The organism is Pseudomonas sp. BGA-UO-ETr-WB11 (genome assembly GCF_059567785.1).
Genome location: NZ_JCAQOS010000008.1, coordinates 400,726 through 426,921, shown reverse-complemented (window position 1 = coordinate 426,921; position 26,196 = coordinate 400,726). Strand labels below are relative to the sequence as shown.

The 26,196-nt window shown below is 60.3% G+C and carries 22 protein-coding genes and 1 pseudogene; 11 read left to right on the top strand and 12 right to left on the bottom strand.

Going from position 1 to position 26,196, the window contains the following annotated elements; all coding sequences use genetic code 11:
- Positions 1-182 precede the first annotated feature (182 nt).
- Positions 183-1,415 (top strand): phosphoglycerate dehydrogenase, encoded by a 1,233-nt coding sequence (gene serA, locus AC56DI_RS15745; RefSeq protein WP_496346991.1) that lies wholly within the window; start codon positions 183-185, stop codon positions 1,413-1,415.
- A 51-nt stretch (positions 1,416-1,466) separates the two neighbouring features.
- Here the strand turns inward: serA and AC56DI_RS15740 are convergent, their stop codons facing one another.
- A complete protein-coding gene (locus tag AC56DI_RS15740) occupies positions 1,467-1,952 on the bottom strand; it encodes a 2-thiouracil desulfurase family protein (protein ID WP_496347532.1) in 486 nt (161 codons plus the stop codon).
- Between the two features lie 214 nt (positions 1,953-2,166).
- Here AC56DI_RS15740 and AC56DI_RS15735 point away from each other — a divergent pair, with 214 nt between their 5' ends.
- The 3 genes and pseudogenes from AC56DI_RS15735 (at position 2,167) to AC56DI_RS15725 (ending at position 4,556) form a co-directional block, all read left to right on the top strand.
- A complete protein-coding gene (locus AC56DI_RS15735; protein ID WP_496346990.1) occupies positions 2,167-2,730 on the top strand; it encodes a DUF6160 family protein in 564 nt (187 codons plus the stop codon).
- A gap of 479 nt (positions 2,731-3,209) precedes the next feature.
- Positions 3,210-4,016 (top strand): annotated as a pseudogene (locus AC56DI_RS15730) (PAS domain-containing protein); the annotation flags it as partial.
- 81 nt (positions 4,017-4,097) lie between these two features.
- Positions 4,098-4,556 carry a methyl-accepting chemotaxis protein gene (locus AC56DI_RS15725; RefSeq protein WP_496347531.1) on the top strand — a complete coding sequence of 153 codons (459 nt, stop codon included), beginning with the start codon at positions 4,098-4,100 and terminating at the stop codon, positions 4,554-4,556.
- Between the two features lie 297 nt (positions 4,557-4,853).
- On the opposite strand, the gene AC56DI_RS15720 is transcribed toward AC56DI_RS15725, so the two are convergent.
- Entirely contained in the window at positions 4,854-5,474 is a 621-nt protein-coding gene (locus AC56DI_RS15720) for a 2OG-Fe(II) oxygenase (RefSeq protein WP_496346989.1), read from the bottom strand.
- An 86-nt stretch (positions 5,475-5,560) separates the two neighbouring features.
- On the opposite strand from AC56DI_RS15720, the gene AC56DI_RS15715 reads away from it, so the two are divergent.
- Entirely contained in the window at positions 5,561-6,310 is a 750-nt protein-coding gene (locus tag AC56DI_RS15715) for a hypothetical protein (protein ID WP_496346988.1), read from the top strand.
- Positions 6,311-6,349: 39 nt separating this feature from the next.
- Here AC56DI_RS15715 and bipL read toward each other — a convergent pair whose 3' ends face one another.
- Positions 6,350-7,276: a phospholipase BipL gene (gene bipL, locus AC56DI_RS15710; RefSeq protein WP_496346987.1), complete on the bottom strand. Its 927-nt coding sequence runs from the start codon at positions 7,274-7,276 to the stop codon at positions 6,350-6,352.
- Positions 7,277-7,397: 121 nt separating this feature from the next.
- On the opposite strand from bipL, the gene AC56DI_RS15705 reads away from it, so the two are divergent.
- Entirely contained in the window at positions 7,398-7,970 is a 573-nt protein-coding gene (locus tag AC56DI_RS15705; RefSeq protein ID WP_496346986.1) for a DUF6436 domain-containing protein, read from the top strand.
- 105 nt (positions 7,971-8,075) lie between these two features.
- Complete coding sequence (locus tag AC56DI_RS15700) at positions 8,076-9,575, top strand: methyl-accepting chemotaxis protein (RefSeq protein WP_496346985.1); 1,500 nt, start codon at positions 8,076-8,078, stop codon at positions 9,573-9,575.
- On the opposite strand, the gene AC56DI_RS15695 is transcribed toward AC56DI_RS15700, so the two are convergent.
- On the bottom strand, positions 9,546-10,589 hold the full coding sequence (locus AC56DI_RS15695; RefSeq protein WP_496346984.1) for an AraC family transcriptional regulator: 1,044 nt from the start codon (positions 10,587-10,589) through the stop codon (positions 9,546-9,548). The two genes, AC56DI_RS15700 and AC56DI_RS15695, sit on opposite strands and share 30 nt — an antisense overlap.
- A gap of 114 nt (positions 10,590-10,703) precedes the next feature.
- Here AC56DI_RS15695 and AC56DI_RS15690 point away from each other — a divergent pair, with 114 nt between their 5' ends.
- Entirely contained in the window at positions 10,704-13,088 is a 2,385-nt protein-coding gene (locus tag AC56DI_RS15690) for a penicillin acylase family protein (RefSeq protein ID WP_496346983.1), read from the top strand.
- A 68-nt stretch (positions 13,089-13,156) separates the two neighbouring features.
- On the opposite strand, the gene AC56DI_RS15685 is transcribed toward AC56DI_RS15690, so the two are convergent.
- The 8 genes from AC56DI_RS15685 to AC56DI_RS15650 all read right to left on the bottom strand — a co-directional run bounded on the left by AC56DI_RS15685 (position 13,157) and on the right by AC56DI_RS15650 (position 22,093).
- A complete protein-coding gene (locus tag AC56DI_RS15685) occupies positions 13,157-13,633 on the bottom strand; it encodes a hypothetical protein (protein WP_496346982.1) in 477 nt (158 codons plus the stop codon).
- Between the two features lie 232 nt (positions 13,634-13,865).
- Positions 13,866-14,717, bottom strand: a complete 852-nt coding sequence (locus AC56DI_RS15680) for an ABC transporter permease subunit (protein WP_422587043.1) — start codon at positions 14,715-14,717, stop codon at positions 13,866-13,868.
- A complete protein-coding gene (locus AC56DI_RS15675) occupies positions 14,714-15,595 on the bottom strand; it encodes an ABC transporter permease subunit (protein WP_496347530.1) in 882 nt (293 codons plus the stop codon). The genes AC56DI_RS15680 and AC56DI_RS15675 overlap by 4 nt, the downstream gene beginning before the upstream one ends.
- A gap of 20 nt (positions 15,596-15,615) precedes the next feature.
- Positions 15,616-16,761, bottom strand: coding sequence for an ABC transporter ATP-binding protein (locus tag AC56DI_RS15670; RefSeq protein WP_496346981.1), 1,146 nt, complete (start codon positions 16,759-16,761; stop codon positions 15,616-15,618).
- Between the two features lie 55 nt (positions 16,762-16,816).
- Positions 16,817-17,911: a polyamine ABC transporter substrate-binding protein gene (locus tag AC56DI_RS15665; protein WP_496346980.1), complete on the bottom strand. Its 1,095-nt coding sequence runs from the start codon at positions 17,909-17,911 to the stop codon at positions 16,817-16,819.
- 149 nt (positions 17,912-18,060) lie between these two features.
- Positions 18,061-19,158: a polyamine ABC transporter substrate-binding protein gene (locus AC56DI_RS15660; protein ID WP_496346979.1), complete on the bottom strand. Its 1,098-nt coding sequence runs from the start codon at positions 19,156-19,158 to the stop codon at positions 18,061-18,063.
- 149 nt (positions 19,159-19,307) lie between these two features.
- Positions 19,308-20,678: an aspartate aminotransferase family protein gene (locus tag AC56DI_RS15655; protein WP_496346978.1), complete on the bottom strand. Its 1,371-nt coding sequence runs from the start codon at positions 20,676-20,678 to the stop codon at positions 19,308-19,310.
- Positions 20,679-20,734: 56 nt separating this feature from the next.
- Positions 20,735-22,093, bottom strand: coding sequence for a glutamine synthetase family protein (locus AC56DI_RS15650; RefSeq protein WP_496346977.1), 1,359 nt, complete (start codon positions 22,091-22,093; stop codon positions 20,735-20,737).
- Positions 22,094-22,736: 643 nt separating this feature from the next.
- On the opposite strand from AC56DI_RS15650, the gene AC56DI_RS15645 reads away from it, so the two are divergent.
- The 3 genes from AC56DI_RS15645 (at position 22,737) to AC56DI_RS15635 (ending at position 26,076) form a co-directional block, all read left to right on the top strand.
- Positions 22,737-24,113, top strand: a complete 1,377-nt coding sequence (locus AC56DI_RS15645) for a glutamine synthetase family protein (RefSeq protein ID WP_496346976.1) — start codon at positions 22,737-22,739, stop codon at positions 24,111-24,113.
- Positions 24,114-24,327: 214 nt separating this feature from the next.
- The gene (locus AC56DI_RS15640) at positions 24,328-25,386 is read left to right on the top strand and encodes an extracellular solute-binding protein (RefSeq protein ID WP_496346975.1); all 1,059 of its coding nucleotides are present in this window, start codon (positions 24,328-24,330) and stop codon (positions 25,384-25,386) included.
- A gap of 57 nt (positions 25,387-25,443) precedes the next feature.
- Positions 25,444-26,076, top strand: coding sequence for a TetR/AcrR family transcriptional regulator (locus AC56DI_RS15635; protein WP_496346974.1), 633 nt, complete (start codon positions 25,444-25,446; stop codon positions 26,074-26,076).
- The last annotated feature ends 120 nt before the right edge of the window (positions 26,077-26,196 follow it).

Genomic DNA, 26,196 nt, shown 5'->3' with positions numbered 1-26,196 from the left:
CATGGTCACCCTGAGCACGCTTCATCGGCCAGGGGTGGGTGTTTCGCGGGGCTCGTATGCTAGCATACGCACCCCCGCGAATCGCGCCCTGCGCCGACTTGCGGGGCCGGCCCACCGCGGCCCGGTCAGCATGGGCTGACCACTTCCCAGCCATTATTTACCGGGGCAATAGGTTTACGCAGATGAGTAAGACGACCTCTCTCGACAAGAGCAAGATCAAGTTCCTTCTCCTGGAAGGCGTCCATCAATCCGCCGTCGACACCATCAAGGCCGCCGGTTACAGCAACATCGAATACCTCACTGGCTCACTGCCGGATGACCAGCTGAAAGAAAAGATCGCCGACGCTCACTTCATCGGCATCCGTTCGCGCACCCAGCTGACCGAAGAAATCTTCGACTGCGCCAAGCGCCTGGTCGCCGTCGGTTGCTTCTGCATCGGCACCAACCAGGTCGACCTGAACGCCGCCCGTGAACGCGGTATCGCCGTGTTCAACGCGCCCTACTCGAACACCCGTTCGGTGGCCGAACTGGTGCTGGCCCAGGCCATCCTGCTGCTGCGCGGCATCCCCGAGAAGAACGCCTCCTGCCACCGTGGTGGCTGGATCAAGTCGGCGGCCAACTCCTTCGAAATCCGCGGCAAGAAGCTCGGCATCGTCGGCTACGGTTCGATCGGCACCCAGCTCTCGGTACTCGCCGAAGCTCTGGGCATGCAGGTTTTCTTCTACGACCCGCTGACCAAACTGCCGCTGGGCAACGCCACCCAGGTCGCGACCCTGACCGAACTGCTGGGCATGGCTGATATCGTCTCCCTGCACGTGCCAGAGCTGGAAAGCACCAAGTGGATGATTGGCGAGAAAGAAATTCGCGCCATGAAGAAGGGCAGCATCCTGATCAACGCCGCCCGCGGCACCGTGGTTGTGATCGAAGCCCTGGCCGCCGCCATCAAGGACGAGCACCTGATCGGCGCCGCCATCGACGTGTTCCCGGTTGAGCCGCGCGCCAACGGCGAAGAGTTCGCCAGTCCGCTGCGTGGCCTGGATCGCGTGATCCTGACCCCGCACATCGGTGGTTCGACTGCCGAAGCCCAGGCCAACATCGGCCTGGAGGTGGCCGAGAAGCTGGTCAAGTACAGCGACAACGGCACCTCGGTGTCCTCGGTCAACTTCCCCGAAGTGGCCCTGCCGGCCCACCCAGGCAAGCACCGCCTGCTGCACATCCACGCCAACATCCCGGGCGTGCTCAGCGAGATCAACAAGGTTCTCGCCGAAAACGGCATCAACATCTCTGGTCAGTACCTGCAGACCAACGAGAAAGTCGGTTACGTGGTCATCGACGTCGATGCCGAGTACTCCGAGCTGGCGCTGGAAAAAATGCAACACGTGAATGGCACCATCCGTAGCCGCGTCTTGTTCTAAGCCGCCGCCACAACGAAAAAGGGCAGCCTCGGCTGCCCTTTTTCTTGCCCGCTATTCCAGCAAGCGCAACGCCTGTGCAGCCTCTTGGAGTTCACTCTCGTTGAACACCTGCACCCCCAAGCGCCGTAGCGCGGCGGCAGTGACGCCCTCACCCGCCACAAGGTTGCCGCTGAAACTGCCGTCATAACTGTGCCGATTGCCGCACGAAGGGCTACGCGCCTTGAGCACGGCGATGCGAATACCGTGCTGCTGCACCAGGCGTTCAGCAATCTGCGCGCCAGCAACAAAGGCCGCACTGACATCGGCCCCCTCGATGCTGCGCACCTGCACCAAGCCATCAAGCACCTGAGCACCCTGACCACCGACGATCTCCGCCGCAGGTCGTGGCGTCGGCAAGCCGCCCGCCACTTCAGGGCACAAGGGCAGTACCCAGCCCTGCGACTGCCAGTGCAACAACTCAGCGAACGGCCCGTGGGCGCCACCGTCATAACGCACCGCCTGACCTAGCAGACAGGCACTGACCAGAATCTTGCCCACTCGCATCCCACTCTCTTCAGTCACGTTCAGTAACGCTGCCGCGAGGCGCGTCTCAGCCGATTAGGCCAAAAACACAGGCAAACCGCACGTAACCGCTCTGGCACGCCTGTTCCAAGCCTATCCTTTGGCCGGAAGCGCATCCCCTGCATGGCGCGCAAGGCCCTGGCAGCCCAGACTAGAGCGACTCGTCAGCCACTGCGAAGGATGCGCCATCATGCCACTATCGATTCGCCTACTTACTCTACCTGCCTTGCTTACCGCCCTCGGCTTATTCGGCAATCCAGCCAACGCAGCCTTGCAGGTATTGGACAACCAGGCGCTGAGCCAGGTGACCGGCCAGGATGGCATCACACTCAACCTCGATCTGCAAACCAACATCGGCAAGATCAGTTGGGAAGACGACGGCAACAGCCTGCAAGTGCGCAACCTGAAGATCGACAACGGCTGCGACGCCCCCGGTAACTGCCCGGCGGCGGTGGCCTACGGAGCGGCCAAACTGTACTTCCAGAGCGCCCTGGTGAATGCACCAACCCTGAAGGTGGACGTGGTCAACCAAGGCGGCGCGCAGAAGCTGCAACTCACCCTACCCGATCTGAAAACCACCAGCGACCAACTCATAGCCGACGGCATGATCACCGAACCGCTGAAGATCCGCGTGCGCATCGCCGGCGAACTTGGCCTGGGCAACGCGGGCAGTCCGGGAGCCAGCACCCTGGGTAAGTTTGAAATTCGTGATATCAGCAACATCCAAGGCTCGCTGCGCGTCTGGGGCCATTAGTGGCCCCACGCAAACCCGGCAGAAACACCGAACACTCTTTCTGCCGCGGATAAATGCTCCACAGAACACCCAACGCGCATCCTGTTGAAGCAGATGGTCTTCGCCGATGCTAGGTAAGTAAGTGAGCAAACGCTGCCCCGCAAAGAACTGTCCTGACCAATAAGACAGCTTCTCCGGGGCGCGTGAAAGTTAAACATTCATCTTGAATAATTAAGCTGCAGCCCAGTTATCAACTGCGCTGGCCTAGCTGTGCTAGGTCATGCCATAAATTCTGCGCAACGGGTGGCACTGCTCGCCCGGTTAAACCTATGGGTGGCACGTCGACATCCACTGAAGAATACAGAAGACGTACTTCTGCAATACACAATAATAGAAGCCGCTAGGAACTTCCTATGGCTCAAAAAATAGAAATATGCGGTGATTTGATCATCCTGATCGGTTCACCGCTATAGAAATCAACGGCGACTGAAGTCACCCCAATGCGCATGACCACTGCAAAGTGGCCATTAGGGAGCGTTATTATGTTTTTCAACAGAAAAAAAGATCTGATTGATTGCCAACAACAGCGCGCTGATTTGCAACGGCGCTTAGACGCCTTCAATCAAAACCTGGCAACGATCCGTTTCAAACCAGACGGCAATATCATTGAAGCAAACACTTTCTTTGCCGGAGTGCTTGGTTACATCCCGGAAGAGATTATTGACAAACACCACCGCATGTTCTGTGACAAAAATCTCATTAATACCAGTGAATACCATAAATTTTGGCAGGACCTGGCCAATGGTATCGCTCAGCGCGGCACCTTCAAGCGCATCCATAAAAATGGCGGCGTTATGTGGATTGAGGCCACCTACTTTCCATTAAAAGATGAAAACGGAAAGGTCGTTGAGGTTTTAAAAGTCGCGGCTGACGTCACAGAAGATCAAGATAAGCTGATCACCTTAGATGCTGCCTATTCGGCAATATCCCGTTCAATGGCCGTAATTGAATTCAGTCCAGAGGGCGAAATTCTACATGCCAATGACAACTTCCTGAATGCCATGGGGTATCGGCTTAACGATATTAAAAATCGTCACCACCGCATGTTTTGCTTCGACAGTTTTTATCAAGAAAATCCGGGCTTCTGGCAAGCACTGAAAAGTGGGCAATTTTATAGCGGGCAATTCGAACGCAAAACCTCATCGGGCGGTCACATTTATCTTGAGGCCACCTACAACCCCGTAATTGATGCTGATGGACATGTTATCAAGGTGATCAAGTTTGCCACTGACATAACAGCGCAACGACAGAAGACTGAAGATATTCGCCAAGCCGCTGAACTCTCGTTCACCACAGCCGAAGAAACCTCACAAATTTCCATACGCGGCATGGAGTCTCTTGCCAGCTCCATTGATTTGTCCCAAAGAACACTGAACCTTATTAACACTGCTGTTACCCTAATCACCCAACTCAATACCCAGGCAAAGGATATTGAGAAGATCGTTACCACCATTCAGGGCGTGGCGGAGCAAACCAACTTACTCGCACTGAACGCTGCCATTGAAGCCGCCCGCGCAGGCGAAATGGGCCGAGGCTTCGCCGTGGTGGCCGACGAAGTTCGTCAGTTGGCCGCACGCACCAGCGGCGCCACCGTCGAAATCCAGAACGTGGTGACCGAAAATGGCAAGCTCACTCAGCAGCTCAATGTCAACATGACCAGCATTGCCAGCAGCGCCGAAGAAAACAATGATCAAATCGCAACAGTAACAACCATCATGCGTGAAATCAGTGATGGCGCTGATCACGTTGCACGCACCGTCTCAACGCTGTTCAAAGACAACAATTAGCATCGATCCAGGCTCTAGGTTGCAACGCACGATAGTCCGCGTAGTGCTGCGGACTATCGTACGTAACCCTGCTGCAACGACTTAACCTGATTGCCTAACTGTGCCAACGCAGAGTACGCGGCAGAGCAGAAGCATCCTCGCAGAGGGCTGCTGGTCATGGTGAAGAAGGGAGCGTACTGCGCACAGTCAAACGGCTGAGTAACTGCAAGCCGCGCCGAACCAATAGACCAAAGATGCACCGCCGGGCAATACCATCGCTTTCGAAATCAAGAGATGCCAGCACCCCAAAAACCAACCTCAAAGTAGCGAATTGCCGCGACGCCGCAGCCAGCCGGTCAGCGACAGGCGTTCGCGGGTGGCCGGCAGTACCTCATGGGGCAGGTCGGCGGAGAGAAACACCACCAGGGTGCCCGCCTCGGGCAGCACGTCCAGTTCACGGCCATCGGCCAGGTACAGACGCAAGGCGCCACCCTGCTCGGGCAGCCAGTCGCTATTTAGATAGAACACCGCCGACACCGCACGGCGATCGTCATCGCGAAAGCGGTCCAGGTGTTTCTGGTAGAAGGTGCCCGGCGGATACAGGGCAAAGTGCCCCTCGTAATCCTCCAGGCCCAGATACAGCGCCTGATTGAGCTGGCCGCGCAGATCATCGAGCATGGTCAGATAGTGATCGCCGGCAGCACACTGGCCAAGTTCAAGCCACTGGATATGGTCACCCCGAACGCCTTCCTGCACCCCATGAGCACTGCCGCGGCCAACGCCGGCCGGCTGCAAGGCCCCCTGATTTGCGCGCGCGCGGCACTCTTGGGCCAATTCGAGGGTCAGATCAACAGGTAGCGCATTGGCCACGATGGCCCAGCCCTGTTCGGCAAGGTCATCGAGCAATTGGTCGAGGGTGGAGTGGCTGAGGGTGGTCATGGCGGCGAGTCTATCAGCCCGGCCGACACTCCTCGACAAGCCGCCAGCCAGACGCGGAAAATAGCCACACTAACCATGGAGCTTGTATGCGCACCCTTCTTGCCGCTGTTCTGCTGATGTTCACCCTGCCGAGCCTGGCGGATAGCTATATCGACCTGTACCAGGCCGGCGGCTGGCCACAGCAACGGGCACATTTTCGCGACGCCCTCAGCAGCGCCCAGCAGCGCTACCGCAACAGCCTGCCCCCGGCGATCTATCAGGCCCTGGTGGACAACAGCAATCAGCGTTTCACCGCCGCTGGCATGGACCAGCGCGCACTAGCCGGCCTGCGCCAACTGAGCGACCCGCAGCCAGCCTTGCAGTTTTTTCAGTCGCCCCTGGGACGCAAGATCATCAACGCCGAAGTCCTCGCCACCCAGCGTGAGCAGCTGGCGCAATACGCCAAAGGCGTGCCGCGCAGCCAAGCCGGCGCCACCCGCCGTGAGCTGATCGGCCAACTGTCCCAGGCCCTGCCAGCCAAGGAAGCCGGCGCGGAAGTCAGCCTGGCCCTGGCCAGCGTGGCCGCCGACAGCCTCAGCCAGATGATGCCCGGCCTGCTCGGCGGAGGGCAGGCACAAGCCATGCTCGACAACCAGCGCCAGCGCCTGATGGGACAAATTGGCAGCGACCTGGATAACAGCCTGCTGTTTGTCTACCGCGAGCTGACAGAAGCAGAGCTGCAAGCCTTCGTCAACTTTGCCCAATCCGCTGACGGCAAGGCCTACTACCAAGCGGCGCTGGCCGCCCTGCGCGCCGGCCTGGCGGTGGGCCAGAGCAGCGCCAGCCTGGCGCCATAAGCACCGGAACCGGGGTTACGTAGCCGTAGGATCTCCGAGTTACGCCAAACGCTCGCGCAAAAAGTCGAAATAACGCGCCCGTAACTCGGGCGCCTCGTTGACCAGATGATGCTTGCCGCTGGGCAGCATCAGCACCTGGGGCGCCGCGAACTTGTCCTCCAGCACCGCCAGGTTATGCCGCCAATCGACGGTCATATCCGCATCACCCTGAACGATCAGCGGGCTATGGCGGCTGCGTGGTGCGGCCTCAACGGCCGGCACCCAGCGCGACAGGGCACCGACCCAGGCAGTCGGCAAACTCAACGGCTGCAACGGGTCCTGCTGGACGAACTGGAGAAACTCCAGGTCGTTGGAGTTGGCATTGAAGCGCCGCGGAATGGCGCTAACGAACGGCTTGAGCATGCGATAGCTGAACTGCGACCAACCCCAGGCCCGTGGCCGCACCAGCGGCGCCAGGAGGATGGTTTCGCCCAGCTGCGACGGCGCATCGCCACGCAGGCGGTAGTCCAGCAGAATCGCGCCGCCGGTGCTCTGCCCACACAGGTGCCAGGGCGCCGGTAGCTGCAACGCCGCAGCCTCGGCCAGCAGCGCCTGCAACACCAGTTGATACTCGCCAAACTCGCCAATATCGGCCCGCGCACCACTGGACAAGCCATGCCCTGGCAGGTCGCAGGCCAGCACGGCAAAGCCCATGCCCAGGGCCCATTCGATCAAATGCCGATAGAGGCCCATATGGTCGTAGTAGCCGTGCTGCACGATCAGCGTGGCGCGCGGCTGCTCGGGCCACCAGGCCTGCACGGCAATCTGGTAACCAGCGGCCTGAAAGCAGCCCAGGCGCGTGTGCACGCCAAGGCGGTTTAACTGATAGAACGCCTGATAGGCCTGCTGCTCAGCAGTCAGCGGCTGCGCTGCGGCCAGGGGTCGCAGGCTGGCACGCAGGGAATCGGGCTGAACAGGCGCAGACATAGGCATTTCCAAACAATGAACCGGACAATCACGGCCGTGGCCGCACGCTTTAACTGTCGGCGATATTCTGCTGTCGCGCGTGCCGTGGCAAGCTACGCCCCTCACTCAAGACAGTCCGCTCATGCACCTGCCCTCACGCAAGACCCTGCTCGCCTGCACCATCGCCCTGCTCTGGGCCGCCGCCATGGCCGGCGCCTACTGGTGGTACCAGCTGCGTTATATCCGCGCCTTTAGCGAGCAAACCACCCTGTTTGCCGGCGAGATCCTGCGCCTGCCGGCCGAGCTGGCAGGCCCCGGACCGATTCGCCTGGTGCATTTCTGGGACCCGGCCTGCCCCTGCAACGTCGGCAACCAGCAACACCTGAGCCAGTTGCTGGAGCACTATGGGCCACAGGGCGTGCGCTTCTATGCCGTGCAAAAGCCGGGCAGCAACGGTCATCTGCCACAACCCCTGGCAGGCCTGCAGATACTCAACGATCTGCCCGGCAGCGAACGCCTGCCGGCCAGTCCGGCGGTGGCTATCTGGGACCAACAAGGCCAACTGGCCTACTTCGGCCCCTACAGCGAAGGCGCCACCTGCACCTCAAACAACAGCTTTATCGAGCCCATCCTCGAAGCCCTCAGCGCCGGCCGCCCGGTCAGCGCCAGTAATACCCTGGCGGTGGGCTGCTTCTGCGACTGGCAGGCGCCCTGAGCGCCGCACAGCGCAAATCAAGTACCCAGCGCTCTGGCCGCTATAGTCATATGCAGTTGAATTGGCTGATCGCCATTGGTGGGCGCGCGCCCTGAGGATTTATTCATGAACAGTACTGATTACAGCCTTGAAGCCCACTACCGCAAAGCCGACCGCATCATGCTCGGTGTGCTCTGGCTGATGCTCGCCTACTCCCTCGGCCTCGCAGCCTGGAACGGCACCTGGGGGCAGGCGCTGCTGGTCGGTGGCGGCACCCTGGCGTGCATGCAGGTGCTGGCCTTGATGATTCCCGCCAGCCGCCTGCTACGTTGCCTGATTGGTGCCGCCTTTATGGTCATGGCTGCCCTGCAGATCAACCAGACCGGCGGCATGCTGGAAATGCACTTCGGCATCTTTGTGCTGTTGGCCTTCCTGGTGTATTACCGCGACTGGCTGCCGATTGTCGTTGCCGCCGCGGTGATTGCCGTACATCACCTGAGCTTCTTCGCCCTGCAGCAGGCCAGTGCCGGGGTGTTCCTGCTGCCCAGCGGCAGTTGGCCGATGGTGTTTCTGCACGCGTTCTATGTGGTGCTGGAAAGCGCCATCCTCATCTATCTGGCCAGCCAGACCTACGTTGAGGCCGTCGAAAGCCAGGCCTTGATGCAGACAACGGTGCACCTGACCCAGCATGACGACGCCATCGACCTGCGCTACCGCAGCCCCGGCACGGGCGATGTGGCCAGGCGCTTCAATCACTTTCTGGCCCTGCTTGATGAGTTGGTCAGCCAGGTGGTACGCGACACCCGCGGCCTGGGTGAAACCGGCCAGCACCTGGCCCAGGCCACCGATAAGCTGCGCAGCGGCGCCAGCCGCCAGCAGGACGAAACCATTTACATGAGCAGCGCCATGCAGCAGATGAGCGGTGCCATCGACGAGGTTGCCCGCCACGCCGACCAAGCCGCCAACGCAGCCCAGGGCGCCAACCGTCAGGCCAGCGAAGGCAGTGCGGCGGTCAATCACACCCACAGCGAAATCACCAAACTCGCCGCCCTGATCGACAACACCGACGGTGAGGTGCAATCCCTGGCCCAGCAGTCGGAACAGATCGGCAAGGTCCTCGAAGTGATCCGCGCCATCGCCGAACAGACCAACCTGCTGGCTTTGAACGCCGCCATCGAAGCCGCCCGCGCTGGCGATCAGGGGCGTGGTTTCGCCGTGGTGGCCGACGAAGTACGCAACCTGGCGCAGAAGACGGCCGCCTCCACGGCCGAAATCCAGGACATCATCGGCCGCCTGCAGCACGGCAGCCGGCAAGCCGCCAGCGCCATGCAGGAGAGCCGTAGCAGCGTCAATCGCTGCGTCACCGACACCCAGCAGATCGCCCAGTTATTCGGTGCCGTGGCCGAGGAAATCCAAGCCATCACCCAAATGAATGAACTGATCGCCGCCGCCACTCACCAACAGGCCGCAGTCAGCGGTGAAGTCAGCCAGCACTTGGGCAGCGTGCAACAAGTGGCCGAACAGAACGCCGTCGATGCCCAGGACCTGAACAGCGAGAGTCAGCGCCTCAGCTCATTGGCCCAACGCCTCGCTGGCCTAAGCGCGCGCTTCCAGGTAAGCGGCTGAGTGACGCTGGCGATACTGCTCCGGCGTCTGCCCGTACCAGCGGCGAAAGGCCCGATAGAACGGCGATAATTCGGCAAAGCCGCAGGCCCGCGCCACTTCGCGCAGCGGCTCGCCAGCCAGCAGCAACTTGCGGCTGCGCAGGCGCCGAACCTCTTCGCGCAAACGCCGAAAGCCTTGGCCCTGCTGGGCCAGGGCGCGCTGCAAAGCCGCCGCAGACAAGTCCATGGCCTGCGCACAGCTCGGCAGATCGCAGCCCTGCTGACCCAAGCGCAGGCTGATTTGATAGCGCAAACGGTTGAGCAACTGGTTCTCCTCCAAGCCGGCCAACAGCGCCTCGGCATGCGCGCAAAGCAGCTGCAGCACTTCCTGATTAGCCGTGCGCAGCGGCTGCTCCAGCAAAGCACGCGGGAAGTACAACGCATCGTGGGGCTGGCCGAACTGCGGGGTCAGGCCAAACAGCCGGCGGTGCTCGCCCAGCCGGCGCGGTTGGGCATGGCGAAAGCTCAGGGCACTGAGGCGAAAGCGACCGTCGGTGAGTGCCGTCAGCTGCTTGCAGAACAGCTGGGCCAGGCACTCCATCTGCTGGCGCAGGGAGCCAAGGCCCTGATAGTCGATGTCGATCACCAGGCAGGCGCTGTCGCTTTGCTCTTCCAGGCGCGCGGCAAAACCGCCCGACAGCACATGCTGAAAGCGCACGAACACCTCCAGGGCTTCACGCAACGTGGCGCAGGCCTGTTGGGCGTAACCGAGCACATCCATCGGTCGCGGCTGCATCACTTCGCCCAGGTGCAAGCCGATATCGTTATCGCCCGTCAGGTTCGGCAACGCCTGCCAGAGCACCGGCGCCATCTCGTGCATCAGCCGCGCCTGGGCCGTGCCCGGCTGCAACGGCATGCCCTGATAGGCCTGGCGGTAGACCTGCAGCGGATTCAGACCGAGGGCCTGCAGGCCCTCATACAGCAGACGGCGCAGGGTGGCGGAATGAGTCAGTGGGAGGAGATTGGCAACTGGCATGGGCGCACCGCAAATAAGTGACCGAATAGTTGCCGGCTGCGAACATTCGGTCAATGCTGCAACACGCCCAAGCGGGGCAAAATGCCGCCACTAATAATAAAAGGAACCTCGCGGATGAAACGCAGCCTGAAAGTCCTGGTCGTCGCTATTGCCGCCGTCAGTGCCGGTGCCTGGTGGTACCTCGACAGCAAACAACCGCAGCGCGACGGCACCGTCGACCTCGACCACCTGCAGGCGCCGGTCAGCGTGCGTTACGACGAGCGCGGCGTGCCACACATTCAGGCGCAGAACGAGGCCGACATGTACCGCGCCCTCGGCTACGTGCATGCCCAGGACCGCCTGTTTCAGATGGAGATGATGCGCCGCCTGGCCCGTGGCGAGCTGGCTGCTGTGCTCGGCCCCAAGCTGGTGGACACCGACCGCTTGTTCCGCACCCTCGGCATCCGCGCCCACGCCGATACCTACGCGGCAAAGATGGACGCCAACAGCGCGCCGAGCAAAGCGCTGGCGGCCTACCTGGATGGCATCAACCAGTACCAGGCCAGTCATCCGGCACCGCTGGAGTTCGACATCCTTGGCATCCCTAAGCGCCCCTTCACCACCGCAGACACCCTCAGCGTCGCGGGCTATATGGCCTACAGCTTTGCCGCGGCCTTCCGTACCGAACCGGTGCTGACCTATGTACGCGACGAGCTGGGTGCCGACTACCTGAAGGCCTTCGACCTCGCCTGGCACCCCGAAGGCGTGCTCAAGCCGAGCCTGGCCGCGAACGACTGGAGTGACCTCAACCGTATCGCCCGGCTCAGCCAGCAAGCCTTGGAAGACGCCGGCCTGCCGCAGTTCGAGGGCAGCAATGCCTGGGCCGTTTCCGGCAGCCGCACCGCCAGTGGCAAGCCGCTGCTGGCCGGCGACCCGCACATTCGCTTTGCCGCGCCGGCGGTGTGGTACGAGGCGCAGCTGACCTACCCCGGCTTCGAGCTGTATGGCCACCACCAGGCGCTCAACCCAGTCGCCTCGCTGGGCCACAACCGGGATTTTGGCTGGAGCATCACCATGTTCCAGAACGACGACCTCGACCTGATTGCCGAGAAGCTCAACCCGGATAACCCCAATCAGGTCTGGTACCAGGGCCAGTGGGTCGAGCTGCAAAGTCGCGCCGAGCAGATTGAGGTCAAAGGTGGCGAGCCGGTCAGCCTGACCCTGCGCCGTTCGCCCCACGGACCGATCATCAATGACGCCCTGGGCACCACGGCCGGCAAGACACCGATCGCCATGTGGTGGGCCTTCCTGGAAACCGAGAACCCGATTCTCGACGCCTTCTACCAGCTCAACCGCGCCGACACCCTGAGCAAAGCGCGGGCGGCCGCCGAGAAAATCCAGGCCCCCGGCCTCAACGTGGTCTGGGCCAATGCCAAGGGCGATATCGGCTGGTGGGCCGCCGCGCAACTGCCGTTGCGTCCGGCCGGCGTTAACCCGAACTTTATCCTCGACGGCAGCAGCAGCGAGGCTGACAAGCCTGGCTTCGTGCCGTTCAGCGCCAACCCCCAGGAACAGAACCCAAGCCGCGGCTATATCGTCTCGGCCAACCACCAGCCGGTGCCGGCCAGCGGTATCAAAATTCCCGGCTACTACAACCTGCCCGACCGCGCCCAACGCCTCGACCAACGCCTGGCCGATGAGCGCGTGAAATGGAACCTGAACAACAGCCAGGCGCTGCAACTGGATAACGGCAGTGGCTACGGCCCACGCCTGCTGAAATCCTTACTGCCGCTGCTGCAGACCGATACCAGCGCCGAGGAGCAGGTACTGCTCAAGCAACTGGCGAACTGGAACGGCGACCACACCCTGAACGGCGTGGCCCCAACCTTGTTCAACCAACTGGTTTACCAACTGGCCGACGCGGCCATGCGCGATGAACTGGGCGACAGCTTCTTCGACAACCTGCTGGCCACTCGCGTGCTGGATGTGGCCCTGCCGCGCCTGGCCGCCGATGCCAATTCGCCGTGGTGGGACAACCGCAACACTCCGACCAAGGAAGACCGCGCGAGCATCGTCAAGGCCGCCTGGCAGGCCAGCCTGGCGCACCTGCGCAGCACCGCCGGCAACGACCCGGCCAAGTGGCAATGGAGCACACTGCACACCCTGACCCACGAACATCCGCTGGGCAAACAGCAGCCGCTGGACAAGCTGTTCAACGTCGGCGCCTTTGCCGCGCCGGGCGGCCATGAAACGCCCAACAACCTGTCACACCGGGTCGGCCCGGCACCCTGGTCGGTGGTCTACGGCCCGTCCACCCGCCGGCTGATCGACTTTGCCCAACCGACCCAGGCCTTGGGCATCAACCCGGTCGGTCAGAGCGGCGTGCTGTTCGATGCTCACTACCGCGATCAGGCCAAGGCCTATATCCGCGGCGAGTATGTACCGCAGCACTTCAGTGCCGAGGATGTGGCCGCCAATACCCGCCACACCCTGACCCTCAACCCAGGGCCGGCGCACTGATCCGCGTGTAAACAACAGGCAGAAAAAACCCCGCTGATCAGCGGGGTTTTTTATTCACTGGCTAAAACTCAGGCCAGCGACTCCACATCACGGATCAGCACGCAGTGTCGGCCGCTGTCGTCTTCGTGGTAGTCGTGCACATAGAACATCACCACCTCGCCCTTGCCGGGCATGGTGGCCACGTAGTCGCCCACTTCCGGCATGAAGAAGTCGTCCGAGGCCGGCTTGGCTTCGCACTCGATATAGGCCATCTCGAACAGCTCCGGATCGCTGTCGCAGAAGAACTCGGCACGCTCGGCCTCGCTCCACTCCACCGGCGCCTGGAACAGGCCGGTGAACAGAATCCGGGCGTCGCCCAGGTCGAGCTCCTCGGCATCATCACTCTCGTCCTCGTCGTCAGGGCGATACAGCGTGCAGTCCTGGGCCTCGGCGTGACGCAAGATGGCCAGGCGTGAGGCCATGCGCTTTTGCGGATCGAGGTCATCGGCCAAGCACATCTGCACCCAGACGGCGTCGGTACTGTGTTCCTGATTCTTATCCTTCACGTGCTTCTCCACTGCTGGGGTTCTGCGAAACGGGATACCAGACAACCCATTGACTGGCTCAGACGCTTCTCACGCCAGCCAGTCCGACACCCAGGCCACCGGCTTCAATGCAGCGCGGATGAACCGCGACCAGGCATGGGCTAACCCTACCACTGGCGCACAAAAAAGGGCCACCGTAGTGACCCTTTTTCGTCAGCCCCGGCGCACGTGTGTGCGCCAGTACTTATCGGGCTTAGGCCGAGGCCACCCCGGTGGTTTCATCCATGGCTTGCTGGATCGAACGCTTGCGGCGCTCTTCGGCCTTGGCCGAGAAGTACCAGGCGAAGAAGGTGAACAACGACACCGACAGCAGGATCAGGCTGGCAACGGCGTTGATCTCCGGCTTCACGCCCAGGCGCACGGCGGAGAACACTTCCATCGGCAGGGTGGTAGAACCCGGCCCGGAAACGAAGCTGGCCAGCACCAGGTCATCCAGCGACAGGGCAAAAGACATCATGCCGCCAGCCGCCAGTGACGGCGCGATCATCGGGATGGTGATCAGCATGAACACCTTCCACGGCCGTGCACCAAGGTCCATGGCCGCCTCTTCGATCGACAGGTCCAGCTCACGCAGACGCGACGACACCACCACGGCCACATAGGACGCACAGAAGCTGGTGTGGGCGATCCAGATGGTCAGGATGCCGCGTTCCGCCGGCCAACCGATCATCTGCGCCATGGCCACAAACAGCAGCAACAGCGACAGACCGGTGATTACCTCGGGCATTACCAACGGTGCGGTGACCATTCCACCGAACAGGGTGCGGCCCTTGAAGCGCGGAATACGCGTCAGCACGAAGGCCGCCAAGGTACCGAGGATCACCGAGGAAATCGCCGTGTACACGGCAATTTCCAGGGAACGCAGCACCGAGCCGATCAGCTGGGAGTTGTCCAACAGGCCGAAATACCACTTCATCGACCAACCACCCCAGACCGTCACCAGCTTGGAGGCGTTGAACGAATAGATGACCAGAATCACCATCGGCAGGTAGATAAACAGCAGGCCGGCCACCAGCATGAAACTGGAGAACTTGAAACGCTTCATACCTTGCCCTCCAGTTCTTTGGCTTGGTTACGGTTAAACAGAATGATGGGCACGATCAGGATCGCCAGCATCACTACCGCCAGGGCAGAAGCCACAGGCCAGTCGCGGTTGTTGAAGAACTCTTGCCAGAGCACCTTACCGATCATCAGGGTCTCAGGACCGCCAAGCATTTCCGGAATCACGAACTCGCCCACCACCGGGATAAACACCAGCATGCAGCCGGCGATGATGCCGTTCTTGGACAGCGGCACGGTGATTTTCCAGAAGCTGGTAATGCTGCGCGCGCCGAGGTCGGCCGCTGCTTCCAGCAGGCTGAGGTCATGTTTGACCAGGTTGGCGTAGAGCGGCAGAACCATAAACGGCAGGTACGAGTAAACGATACCGATATACACCGCCAGGTTGGTGTTGAGGATCACCAGCGGCTCATCGATCAAACCGATACCCATCAGGGCACTGTTGAGCAGGCCATTGTTGCTGAGGATACCCATCCAGGCGTACACGCGGATCAGGATCGCCGTCCAGGTCGGCATCATGATCAGCAGCACGAACACCGTCTGCATTTCCTTGCTGGCGCGGGCGATGGCATAGGCCATCGGATAGCCGATCAGCAGGCACAGCAGGGTGCTGATGAACGCCATCTTCAGCGAACCGAGGTACGCGGCGACATACAGGTCGTCGCCCACCAGCATCATGTAGTTACCCAGGTTCAGCAGAATTTGCAGCTGCTGGTCCACGTAGCTGTAGATTTCGGTGTACGGCGGAATGGCCACATCGGCTTCGGCGAAGCTGATCTTCAGCACGATGGCAAAAGGCAGCACGAAGAACATGAACAGCCAGAGAAAAGGCACGCCGATCACGACGTGCCGGCCTTTCGGCATGAGGAGTCGCGGCTTCAGTTTCATGAACGCAGTACCACGCCGCTGTCGTCTTCCCAGCAGACGAACACGTTATCGCCCCAAGTCGGACGTGCACCGCGACGTTCTGCGTTGGCTACAAAGGACTGCACCACCATACCGCTCGGCAACTCAACGTAGAACACCGAGTGACCACCCAGATAAGCGATGTCATGCACTTTGCCCACTGACCAGTTGTGATCTGTGGTTGGCTGCTCAGTGGTGACAATGAGTTTTTCAGGACGCAGGGCATAGGTGATGCGCTTGTCCTGCGCCGACGTAGTGACACCGTGGCCAACGTAAATGTTGCGATCCAATTGCGGACAGGAAATCACGGCGTGATCTTCCTCGTCCTCAACCACTTCACCGTCGAACAGGTTGACGCTGCCGATGAACTCGCAGACCTGGCGGCTGATCGGCGTCTCGTAGATGTCCACCGGACTGCCGATCTGCTCGATGCAGCCCAAGTGCATGATGGCGATGCGCTCGGCCATGGTCATGGCCTCTTCCTGGTCGTGGGTCACCATCACGCAGGTCACGCCAACGCGCTCGATGATTTCCACCAGTTCCAGCTGCATCTGCGAACGCAGCTTTTTGTCCAACGCGCCCATGGGCTCGTCGAGCAGCAGCAGTTTCGGGCTTTTGGCCAGGGAGCGAGCCAGGGCCACACGCTGACGCTGGCCACCAGAAAGCTGGTGCGGCTTGCGCTTGGCGTACTGAGTCATGTGCACCAGCTTGAGCATCTCAGCCACGCGGGCCTCGATCTGTTCTTTGGGCATGCTGTCCTGCTTGAGGCCGAAGGCGATGTTGTCCGCCACGCTCATGTGCGGGAACAGCGCATAGGACTGGAACATCATGTTGATCGGCCGCTCGTAGGGCGGCATATCGGTGATGTCGACGCCGTCGAGCAGAATCCGTCCTTCGGTCGGACGCTCAAAGCCAGCCAGCATGCGCAGCAAGGTGGATTTGCCAGAGCCAGAACCGCCGAGCAGGGCGAAAATTTCGCCCTTGTTAATGGTCAGGGACACATCGTCCACGGCCAGGGTCTCGTCGAACTTCTTGCTGACCCGGTCAATTTTTACCAGTACCTGCTTCTGCGGTTTCTGGTCGCCGGTAAGGGCTTTTTTATGAGCACCGGAGGTTATTGCCATTTACCACAACTCCCAACACATTGAGGCCCGACCCGTTTGGTCGGGCTTTTGAAAATCATTTGCCTGTCTTGATCTTGGTCCAGCTACGGGTCATCGCCCGCTGAATCTTGACCGGCAGCTCGGTGGACACGTAGAGGTTGTCCATCACCGCTTTCGGTGGGTAGATCGACGGATTGTTCAGTACTTCAGGGTCCATCGCGCTGGCGGCCGCCAGGTTCGGGTTGGCGTAGCCGACATACTCGCTGACCTTGGCGATCACCGCAGGCTCCAGCAGGTAGTTGATAAAGGCGTGGGCTTCCTTGACGTTGCTGGCATCGGCCGGGATGGCGAGCATGTCAAACCACAGGTTGGCGCCTTCCTTGGGGATCGAGTAGTTGATGTTGATGCCCTTACCCGCTTCCTCGGCACGGTCCGCCGCCTGGAAGGCATCGCCGGAGTAGGCGAAGGCCACGCAGATGTCGCCGTTGGCCAGGTCCGAGATGTACTTGGACGAATGGAAGTAGGTCACGTAGGGGCGCACGGCCATCAGCTTGGCGGTGGCTTTCTCATAGTCGTCCGGGTTGATGCTGCGCGGGTCGAGGCCCATGTACTTGAGCACAGCCGGGTACATTTCATCCGGCGAGTCCATAAACGCCACGCCGCAGCTGTGCAGCTTCTTGAGGTTTTCAGGCTCGAACATCATCGCCCAGGAGTCGATATGGTCGACGCCGAGCACCGCCTTGACCTTGTCGACGTTGTAGGCGATGCCGTTGGTGCCCCACAGGTAAGGCACGGAGTACTGGTTACCCGGATCGTTGACATCCAGTTGTTTGAGCAACTCGGGATCGACGTTCTTCAGGTTCGGCAGCAGGCTCTTGTCGAGCTTCTGGAACGCACCCGCACGGATCTGCTTGCCGAGGAAATGGTTGGTCGGCACGACAATGTCGTAACCCGAACGGCCCGCCAGCAACTTGCCTTCCAGGGTCTCGTTGGAGTCGAACACGTCGTAGCCCGGCTTGATTCCGGTGGCCTTTTGGAAATCCGCCAGGGTGGTCTCGCCGATATAGTCGGACCAGTTGTACACATGCACCACTGGCTCCGCCTGGGCAACGCCAATCAGGCCAAGGGTCGCAACGGCGCCCGCCAGGGTCTTACGCAAAAAAGTATTCATAGGTAGTCCTCTTGTTATTGAGTTGAGCTGTTGTGGGCAGCATCAGGACTAAGCCTTTGTTGAATGGGTTAGCGCGTCGCCCGCTAAGCCATTCGACAACTGCTCGTTCCCGCACGGGCGACGACGTGAGTCGCCGCCCGTGATGGGTATTACTTACCGGATTTGATCTTGGTCCAGCTGCGAGTCATGGTGCGCTGCACCTTGGCCGGCAGGTCGGAGAACGCATAGAGCTTGCTCATGGTTTCGCCGGTTGGGTAGATGCCCGGGTCGTTACGGATGGCTTCATCCACCAGCGGAGTGGCCGCAGCGTTGCCGTTGGGGAACTGCACTTCGTTGGTGATCTCGGCCATCACTTCCGGCTTGAGCAGGAAGTTCATGAAGGCGTAAGCGGCGTCGACGTTTTCCGCGTCAGCGGGCATGGCGACCATGTCGAAGAAGGTGCCGGCACCCTCTTTCGGAATGTTGTAGCCAACCTTCACACCGCTCTTGGCTTCTTCTGCACGAGACTTGGACTGCTGGATGTCACCCGAGTAACCGACCGCTACGCACAGGTTGCCGTTGGCCAGGTCGGAGATGTACTTGGAGGAGTGGAAATAGGCCACGTTCGGACGAATCTTGAGGAACAGGTCTTCCGCTTCTTTCAGCTCTTTCGGGTTTTGGCTGTCGGTTTTGTAGCCCAGATAATGCAGGGCAATCGGCAGAATTTCGGTCGGCGAATCGAGGAAGGCCACGCCGCACGACTTCAGCTTCTCGATGTTTTCCGGCTTGAACAGCAGGTCCCAGGAGTTGACCGGGGCGCTATCGCCCAGCACAGCCTTGACCTTGTCGACGTTGTAGCCAATGCCGATCGAGCCCCACATGTAGGGGAAGGCGTACTGGTTGCCTGGATCGCTGACTTCCAGGGTCTTCAGCAGGTTGCTGTCGAGGTTCTTCCAGTTCGGCAGTTTGGCGCGGTCCAGGGGCTGGTAGACCTTGGCCTTGATCTGCTTGGCGAGGAAGTTGTTCGACGGCACGACGATGTCATAACCGGATTTGCCCGCCAGCAGTTTGGCTTCCAGGGTCTCGTTGCTGTCGAAAACGTCGTACACCACCTTGATGCCCGACTCTTTCTCGAATTGGGCGACAGTACCTGGCGCGATGTAGTCGGACCAGTTGTACACGTGCAGGACTTTTTCTTCCGCCTGAGCGGTACCGGTGATGACCCCGAACAGGGACAACGCGAGAAGGGACTTGCCGAATTTATTCATGCATACAGCTCCTGTTGTTGAAATATGCGCCAGGCCCCAGCGGCCTGTTGCGTTCCAGTCTAGTCAACCTACCAGAGCAGTCTTGCTGCTCTGGCCCAGGTGTTCCACACACAATCATCCCCGATCGCGAGGTGCCCGTGCACCTTTAATCAGTGACCCAAAACCGCCTCGGCGGTGAGGTCCAGACACAGCCGCGCCTTGGTCACCAGCTCATCGATCTCGGCCTTGCTGATCACCAGCGGCGGCGCAATGATCATGGTGTCGCCCACGGCGCGCATGATCAGACCGTTGTTGAAGCAGTGGCCGCGGCAGATCATGCCCACCCCTTTATCAACGAAGCGCTCACGGGTCTGTTTGTTCTTCACCAGTTCGATGGCGCCGAGCATGCCAACACCGCGCACTTCACCCACCAGGGGGTGATCTGCCAGCTCACGCAAACGCTTTTGCAAATACGGTGCCGTTTCTGCACGAACCTGCTCAAGAATTTTTTCCTCGCGCAGGATGCGGATGTTTTCCAGGGCCACGGCAGCGGCCACCGGGTGTCCGGAGTAGGTGAAACCGTGGTTGAAGTCGCCACCGCGGTTGATCACCTCAAACACCTTGTCGCTGACGATCAGGCCACCCATGGGGATGTAACCGGAGGTCAGGCCCTTGGCGATGGTCATCAGGTCTGGCTTGTTACCGTAGAAGTCGCTACCGAACCACTCGCCGGTGCGGCCGAAGCCACAAATCACTTCGTCGGCAACAAACAAAATGTCGTACTTGGCGAGGATCTCGCGGATCTTCGGCCAGTAGGTTTCCGGCGGTACGATCACGCCGCCCGCGCCTTGAATCGGCTCAGCGATAAAGGCCGCGACCTTGTCCACGCCAACCTCAAGAATCTTCGCTTCCAGCTGCTCGGCGGCCCAGATGCCGAACTCGTCCGGGGTCATGTCGCCACCCTCGCCGAACCAGTACGGCTGCGGGATGTGCACGATGCCTGGCAGCGTACCGCTCTGTTCGTGCATGCCGGCCATGCCACCCAACGCAGCGCCAGCAACGGTGGAGCCGTGATAGCCGTTGATGCGGCTGATGATGACCTGCTTCTCAGGCTGGCCCTTGGTCGCCCAATAGTGGCGAACCATACGCAGCATGGTGTCGTTGCCTTCCGAGCCGGAGCCGGTGAAGAACACGTGGTTCATGCCTTCCGGGGCGAGTTCGGAAATAGTCTTGGCCAACTCCAATACCGGCGGATGCGCGGTCATGAAGAAGGTGTTGTAGAAGGGCAGCTCTTTCATCTGCTTACTGGCGGCATCGGCCAGTTCATCACGACCGTAGCCGATGGCAGCGCACCAGAGGCCCGCCATGCCATCGAGAATCTTGTTGCCCTCACTGTCCCATACATACACGCCGTCACCTTTGACAATGATGCGTGGCCCGGTGTCGCTCAGTTGCTGGTAGTCGCTGAACGGTGCCAGGTGATGGTCGCGGCTCATGGCCTGCCAGACGAGGGTTTGCGGATTAGTCGCTTGCTTTGTCATATCTCAACCTATTGCTTTGAACAGGTGCCGCGCATGGGGCGCGGCACCTTTGATCATCAGACCGCGTAGAGCAGGAACTCGCGTTCCCAGGAGCTGATTACTCGTTTGAAGTTCTCATGCTCGGCACGCTTCACCGCTACATAGCCGGTGATGAAGTTGGCGCCGAGGTAGTTCTCCAGGTTTTTGCAGTTTTCCATGCGCTCCAAAGCGTCCTCGATGGTCAGCGGCAGACGCAGGTTGCGGCGCTCGTAACCACGGCCTTTCACTGGCGCGCTTGGGGAGATTTTTTCCACCATGCCGATATAACCGCACAGCAGGCTGGCGGCGATGGCCAGATACGGGTTGGCATCGGCGCCCGGCAGGCGGTTTTCCACACGGCGGCTTTGTGGGCCGGCATCCGGTACGCGCAGGCCAACGGTGCGGTTTTCTTCGCCCCACTCGACGTTCACAGGCGCCGAGGTGTCGGGCAGGAAGCGACGGAACGAATTGACGTTCGGCGCGAACAGCGGCAACAGCTCAGGGATGTACTTCTGCAGGCCACCGATGTGGTGCAGGAACAGATCGTTCATGCTGCCATCGGCATTGGAGAAGATGTTCTTGCCAGTCTTGATGTCGATGATGCTCTGGTGCAAGTGCATGGCACTGCCCGGCTGACCGGTCATCGGCTTGGCCATAAAGGTTGCGCCGACGTTATGTTTCAGCGCCGCTTCACGCATGGTGCGCTTGAAGATCAGCACCTGGTCGGCCAGCGACAGGGCATCGCCGTGACGGAAGTTGATTTCCATCTGCGCGGTGCCGTCTTCGTGGATCAGGGTGTCGAGATCCAGGTCCTGCAGTTCGCACCAGTCGTAAACGTCTTCGAACAACGGATCGAACTCGTTGGCGGCTTCGATGGAGAACGACTGCTTGCCGGTTTCCGCCCGGCCGGAGCGACCAATCGGTGCCTCCAGCGGGAAGTCCGGGTCCTCGCAGCGCTTGGTCAGGTAGAACTCCATTTCTGGAGCCACAATCGGCTGCCAGCCCTTGTCGGAATAAAGCTTCAACACCTTCTTAAGGATGTTGCGCGGCGACAGTTCGATCGGGTTGCCTTGCTTGTCGTAGGTGTCGTGGATCACCTGGGCAGTGGGCTCGATGGCCCACGGTACGAGGAACACGGCATTTTCGTCCGGGCGGCAGACCATGTCGATGTCGGCAGGGTCCAGCAGGTCGTAATAAATGTCGTCTTCCACGTAATCGCCGGTGACGGTTTGCAGCAGCACACTCTCGGGAAGGCGCATACCCTTCTCGGCAATGAACTTGTTGGTCGGCGAAATCTTGCCGCGGGCAATGCCGGTCAAGTCGCTGATCATGCATTCCACTTCGGTAATTTTGTGTTCTTTGAGCCAGCTCGTGAGCTGGTCGATCTTGGTAGTCATACAGACCTCAGGGGTGGGGTTAAGAACTTAGCCTTGATAGCTAAGCTCAACGTTAACTCGCCTGCTTGCGCCAGATTCCAGTGCAGGGCCAAAAGCAGACGAGGTGTAGCAAAGCAGTTTTTCTGTCGACAGAAAACCACGGCAAACGGCCATTAAGGCTACGCCAGTGGTAATTGCATCTTTAATAAAGGGTAAGGTAGTAAGCAGGTGGCGATGCCGGCGAACGTGCGGCAATGCGCTCGTCATGGTCGCCAGGCCAACGGCCAGAGACTCGGTACGCAGACGCTCAAGGGCGGCAGCGCACGATGTGTTTAGACCACTGCGCGTGTTGCAGACGGTCACGCCAATCAACGGCAGGCGAGGCATGGGGCACCCGATTTATTGGTGTTATGGGTTGCAACCGAGATTAGCCTTGTTCGATTTTTTACACAATAGCCCTGTAAAAAATCGAACACACCCGCGAGAACGGCAACCTGCAGAACCCCAGCAACAGGGCAAGAATGCCCTGAAAAGCCCCAAAATTGGCCATCAGGCCCCTTTTTAGGGCACAATAGGACCGCGCTTGACAGAGGTAGGGGTTTAAGATTGACTCGACCTGTGCCATTTGCATGATTGATATTTTTAACAAGAAAGGTGTTGCATCATGTCGGTTCCCCCGCATGCCGTTCAGCTCAACGAAGCGAACGATTTTTTAAAGAAACATCCCGAGGTTCAGTTCGTCGACCTCCTGATTGCCGATATGAACGGTGTAGTCCGTGGCAAGCGCATCGAGCGCGCCAGCCTGCACAAGGTTTATCAGCGTGGCATCAACTTGCCCGCCTCTCTATTTGCTCTCGACATTAATGGCTCCACCGTAGAAAGCACCGGCCTGGGCCTGGACATCGGCGACTCCGACCGTGTTTGCTACCCGATCCCCAACACCCTGTGCAACGAACCTTGGCAGAAGCGTCCTACCGCTCAGCTGCTGATGACCATGCACGAAATGGAAGGCGAAGCCTTTTTTGCCGATCCACGCGCTGTATTGCAGCAGGTTGTAAAGAAGTTCGATGCGATGGGCCTGACCATCTGCGCCGCATTCGAGCTGGAGTTCTACCTGATCGACCAGGCCAACGTGAACGGCCGCCCGCAGCCGCCACTGTCGCCACTGTCTGGCAAGCGCCCGCAATCCACACAGGTCTACATGATCGACGACCTGGATGAATACGCGGAATGCCTGCAAGACATTCTCGAAGGTGCCAAAGAGCAAGGCATCCCGGCTGATGCCGTGGTCAAGGAAAGCGCCCCAGCGCAGTTCGAGATCAACCTGCACCACGTTGCCGACCCGATGAAGGCCTGTGACTACGCGCTGCTGCTCAAGCGCCTGGTGAAGAACATCGCCTACGACCATGAAATGGACACCACGTTCATGGCCAAGCCATACCCCAACCAAGCGGGTAACGGGCTGCACGTACACATCTCTATCCTCGACAAAGATGGCCGCAACATCTTCACCAGTGAAGACCCGGCGACGAACGACGCGTTGCGTCACGCCATCGGCGGCATCATCGAAACCATGCCGGCCTCGATGGCTTTCCTCTGCCCGAACGTCAACTCGTACCGCCGCTTCGGCGAGAAGTTCTTCGTGCCGACCTCGCCAACCTGGGGCATCGACAACCGCACCGTAGCCTTGCGCGTGCCGAATGACTCCGCCGACGCCGTGCGCATCGAACACCGTGTTGCCGGTGCCGATGCCAACCCGTACCTGGTCATGGCCTCGGTACTGGCCGGCATTCACCACGGTCTGAGCAATCAGATCGAGCCTGGCGAACCGGTGGAAGGCAACGCCTACGAGCAAACCGAAGCCAGCCTGCCGAACAACCTGCGCGATGCACTGCGCGAGCTGGACGACAACGAAGTGATGGGCCGCTACATCGATCCGAAGTACATCGATGTGTTCGTCGCCTGTAAGGAAAGCGAGCTGGCGGAGTTCGAATATTCGATCTCCGACCTCGAGTACAACTGGTACCTGCACACCGTTTAAGCGCAACACCCCACGCCGGCCTTAGTGCCGGCGTTGTTTTATCCGGCTTCACACCCAGCTGTTTTGCACTGCGCCGTAGCCGACATTTTCGGTCGCTACGCCGCAGTACTCATGGGTAGCACCTGGCGTTTAGCCAGGGGCATGCCCTGAACATTGCCGCGTTGCGCCCTGGCGCTCGCACCCTGTTGTGCATTGCCACTTCCCGGAGATCGTCATGTCGCGTTTTCTTGCTGTGCTTTCCCTGACCCTGGTGCCATTAGTGGCCAGCGCCGAAGACGTCATCAGCGTCTACAACTGGAACGATTACATCGCCCCGGAGGTGCTGCAGAGTTTCGAGAAGGAAAGCGGCATCCGCGTCGACTATCACACCTACAGCACCGCCGAGGAGCTGGAGAAGCTCATGGCCAGCGGCGTCGCCATGGACGTGGCCGTACCGTCCCATGATGCGTTACCAGGACTGATCAAAAAGGCCGCGATTCAGCAACTGGACCTCGCCCTCCTGCCCAATCGCGAACACTTGGACAAGCAGTTGCTGAGCAAACTGGCAGCCTTCGATACGAAGAACCTGCACGCCATTCCCTACCTCTGGGGCTCGGTGGGCCTGGCCATAAATACCGTGGAGGCCGAAAAGGCCTACGGCGGCCCGCTGCCCCATAGCTGGAGCCTGCTGTTCGACCCCGAGCAAAGCAAACGCCTGGCCAGTTGCGGCATCGCCGTGATCGACGCCCGCGACGAAGTGCTCTCGGCGCTAATGATGTACCAGGGCCGCAGCCTGGCCCACAGCCCGCCCAGCCACATCAAACGTGCCGGCAAGTTGCTGGAGCAACTGCGACCCAACCTGCAGTACGTCGATAGCAGCCGCTATATCGACGACCTGGCCAAAGGCAAACTCTGCGTAGCCCTTGCCTGGGTGGGCGATGCCCTGGCCGCCCATGATTCTGGCCAGCCCATCGAGTTCATCATTCCCGAGGAAGGCTCGGTGGCCTTCGTCGACAGCCTGGTAATCCCAAAAAACGCCAAGCGCGTCGACCTCGCCCACCGTTTTATTGACTACCTGATGCAGCCCAAGATCGCCGCACAAATCACCGAAGACACCTTATTCCCCAGCGCCAACGCTGACGCCAAAGCCTTTCTCGACCCGGCCATCAGCGCCCTGCCAGGCCTCTATCCAGACCGCGACACCAAACGCCGACTGGCCGCCTTGGAAGTGCTGCCAGAGAAAAATATTCCGAGCCTGGAACAGGTGTGGGGCAACTTTACCGCGCCCCTGTGACTTGCCGCGGCGCGCCGAGTGACGTCCAATAGCGACTCAACAGCCAAGGAAAGCCCCATGTCGCGCCCCGTCAGCAGCCGTAAACCGCGCGCCAGCAGCCAGCTGCGTATCGCCGCCATCCTCGATGCCGCCCGCAGCCTGCTGGCTGAGCAAGGTGTCGGCGGCCTGTCGGTGTATTCGGTGGCGGAGCGCGCACAAATGCCGCCGTCCTCGGTGTATCACTTCTTCGCCAGCGTGCCGGCCATTCTCGAAGCCCTCACTGGCGAAGTGCATGCGGCTTTTCGCGCCTGTCTGCAGGAACCCATCGACCCGGCCAGCCTGCGCGATTGGCGCGATCTGGCACGCGTGGTGGAACAGCGCATGCTGGCGATCTATGCCGCCGACCCTGCCGCCTGCCAGCTGATTCTGGCCCAACACGGCCTCACCGAAGTGACCCAGGCTGACCGTCTGCACGACATCGAACTCGGCGAATTGATGCAAGCCCTGTTCGACCAGCACTTCCAGTTGCCCACCCTGCCGGACGACGTCGACGTGTTCGCCCTGGCCATGGAACTGGGTGACCGGGTGTATGCGCGTTCGGTGCAGCAGCACGGCCTGATCACCCCACGCATGGCTGAGGAAGGCATGCGCGTGTTCGACGCCTACCTGGGCCTGTACCTGCCCCCGTTGATGGCCAAACGCAGCGCATAAAGCCGATATTTATCTGCATTTAAATCAAATATTGATTTCTCATAGAAAAATATCGCTTCTAATGCGGATTTTTATCGACTATAAAGTCAGCAAGTGCCGCGCACTCTGCTGCGCCACGCC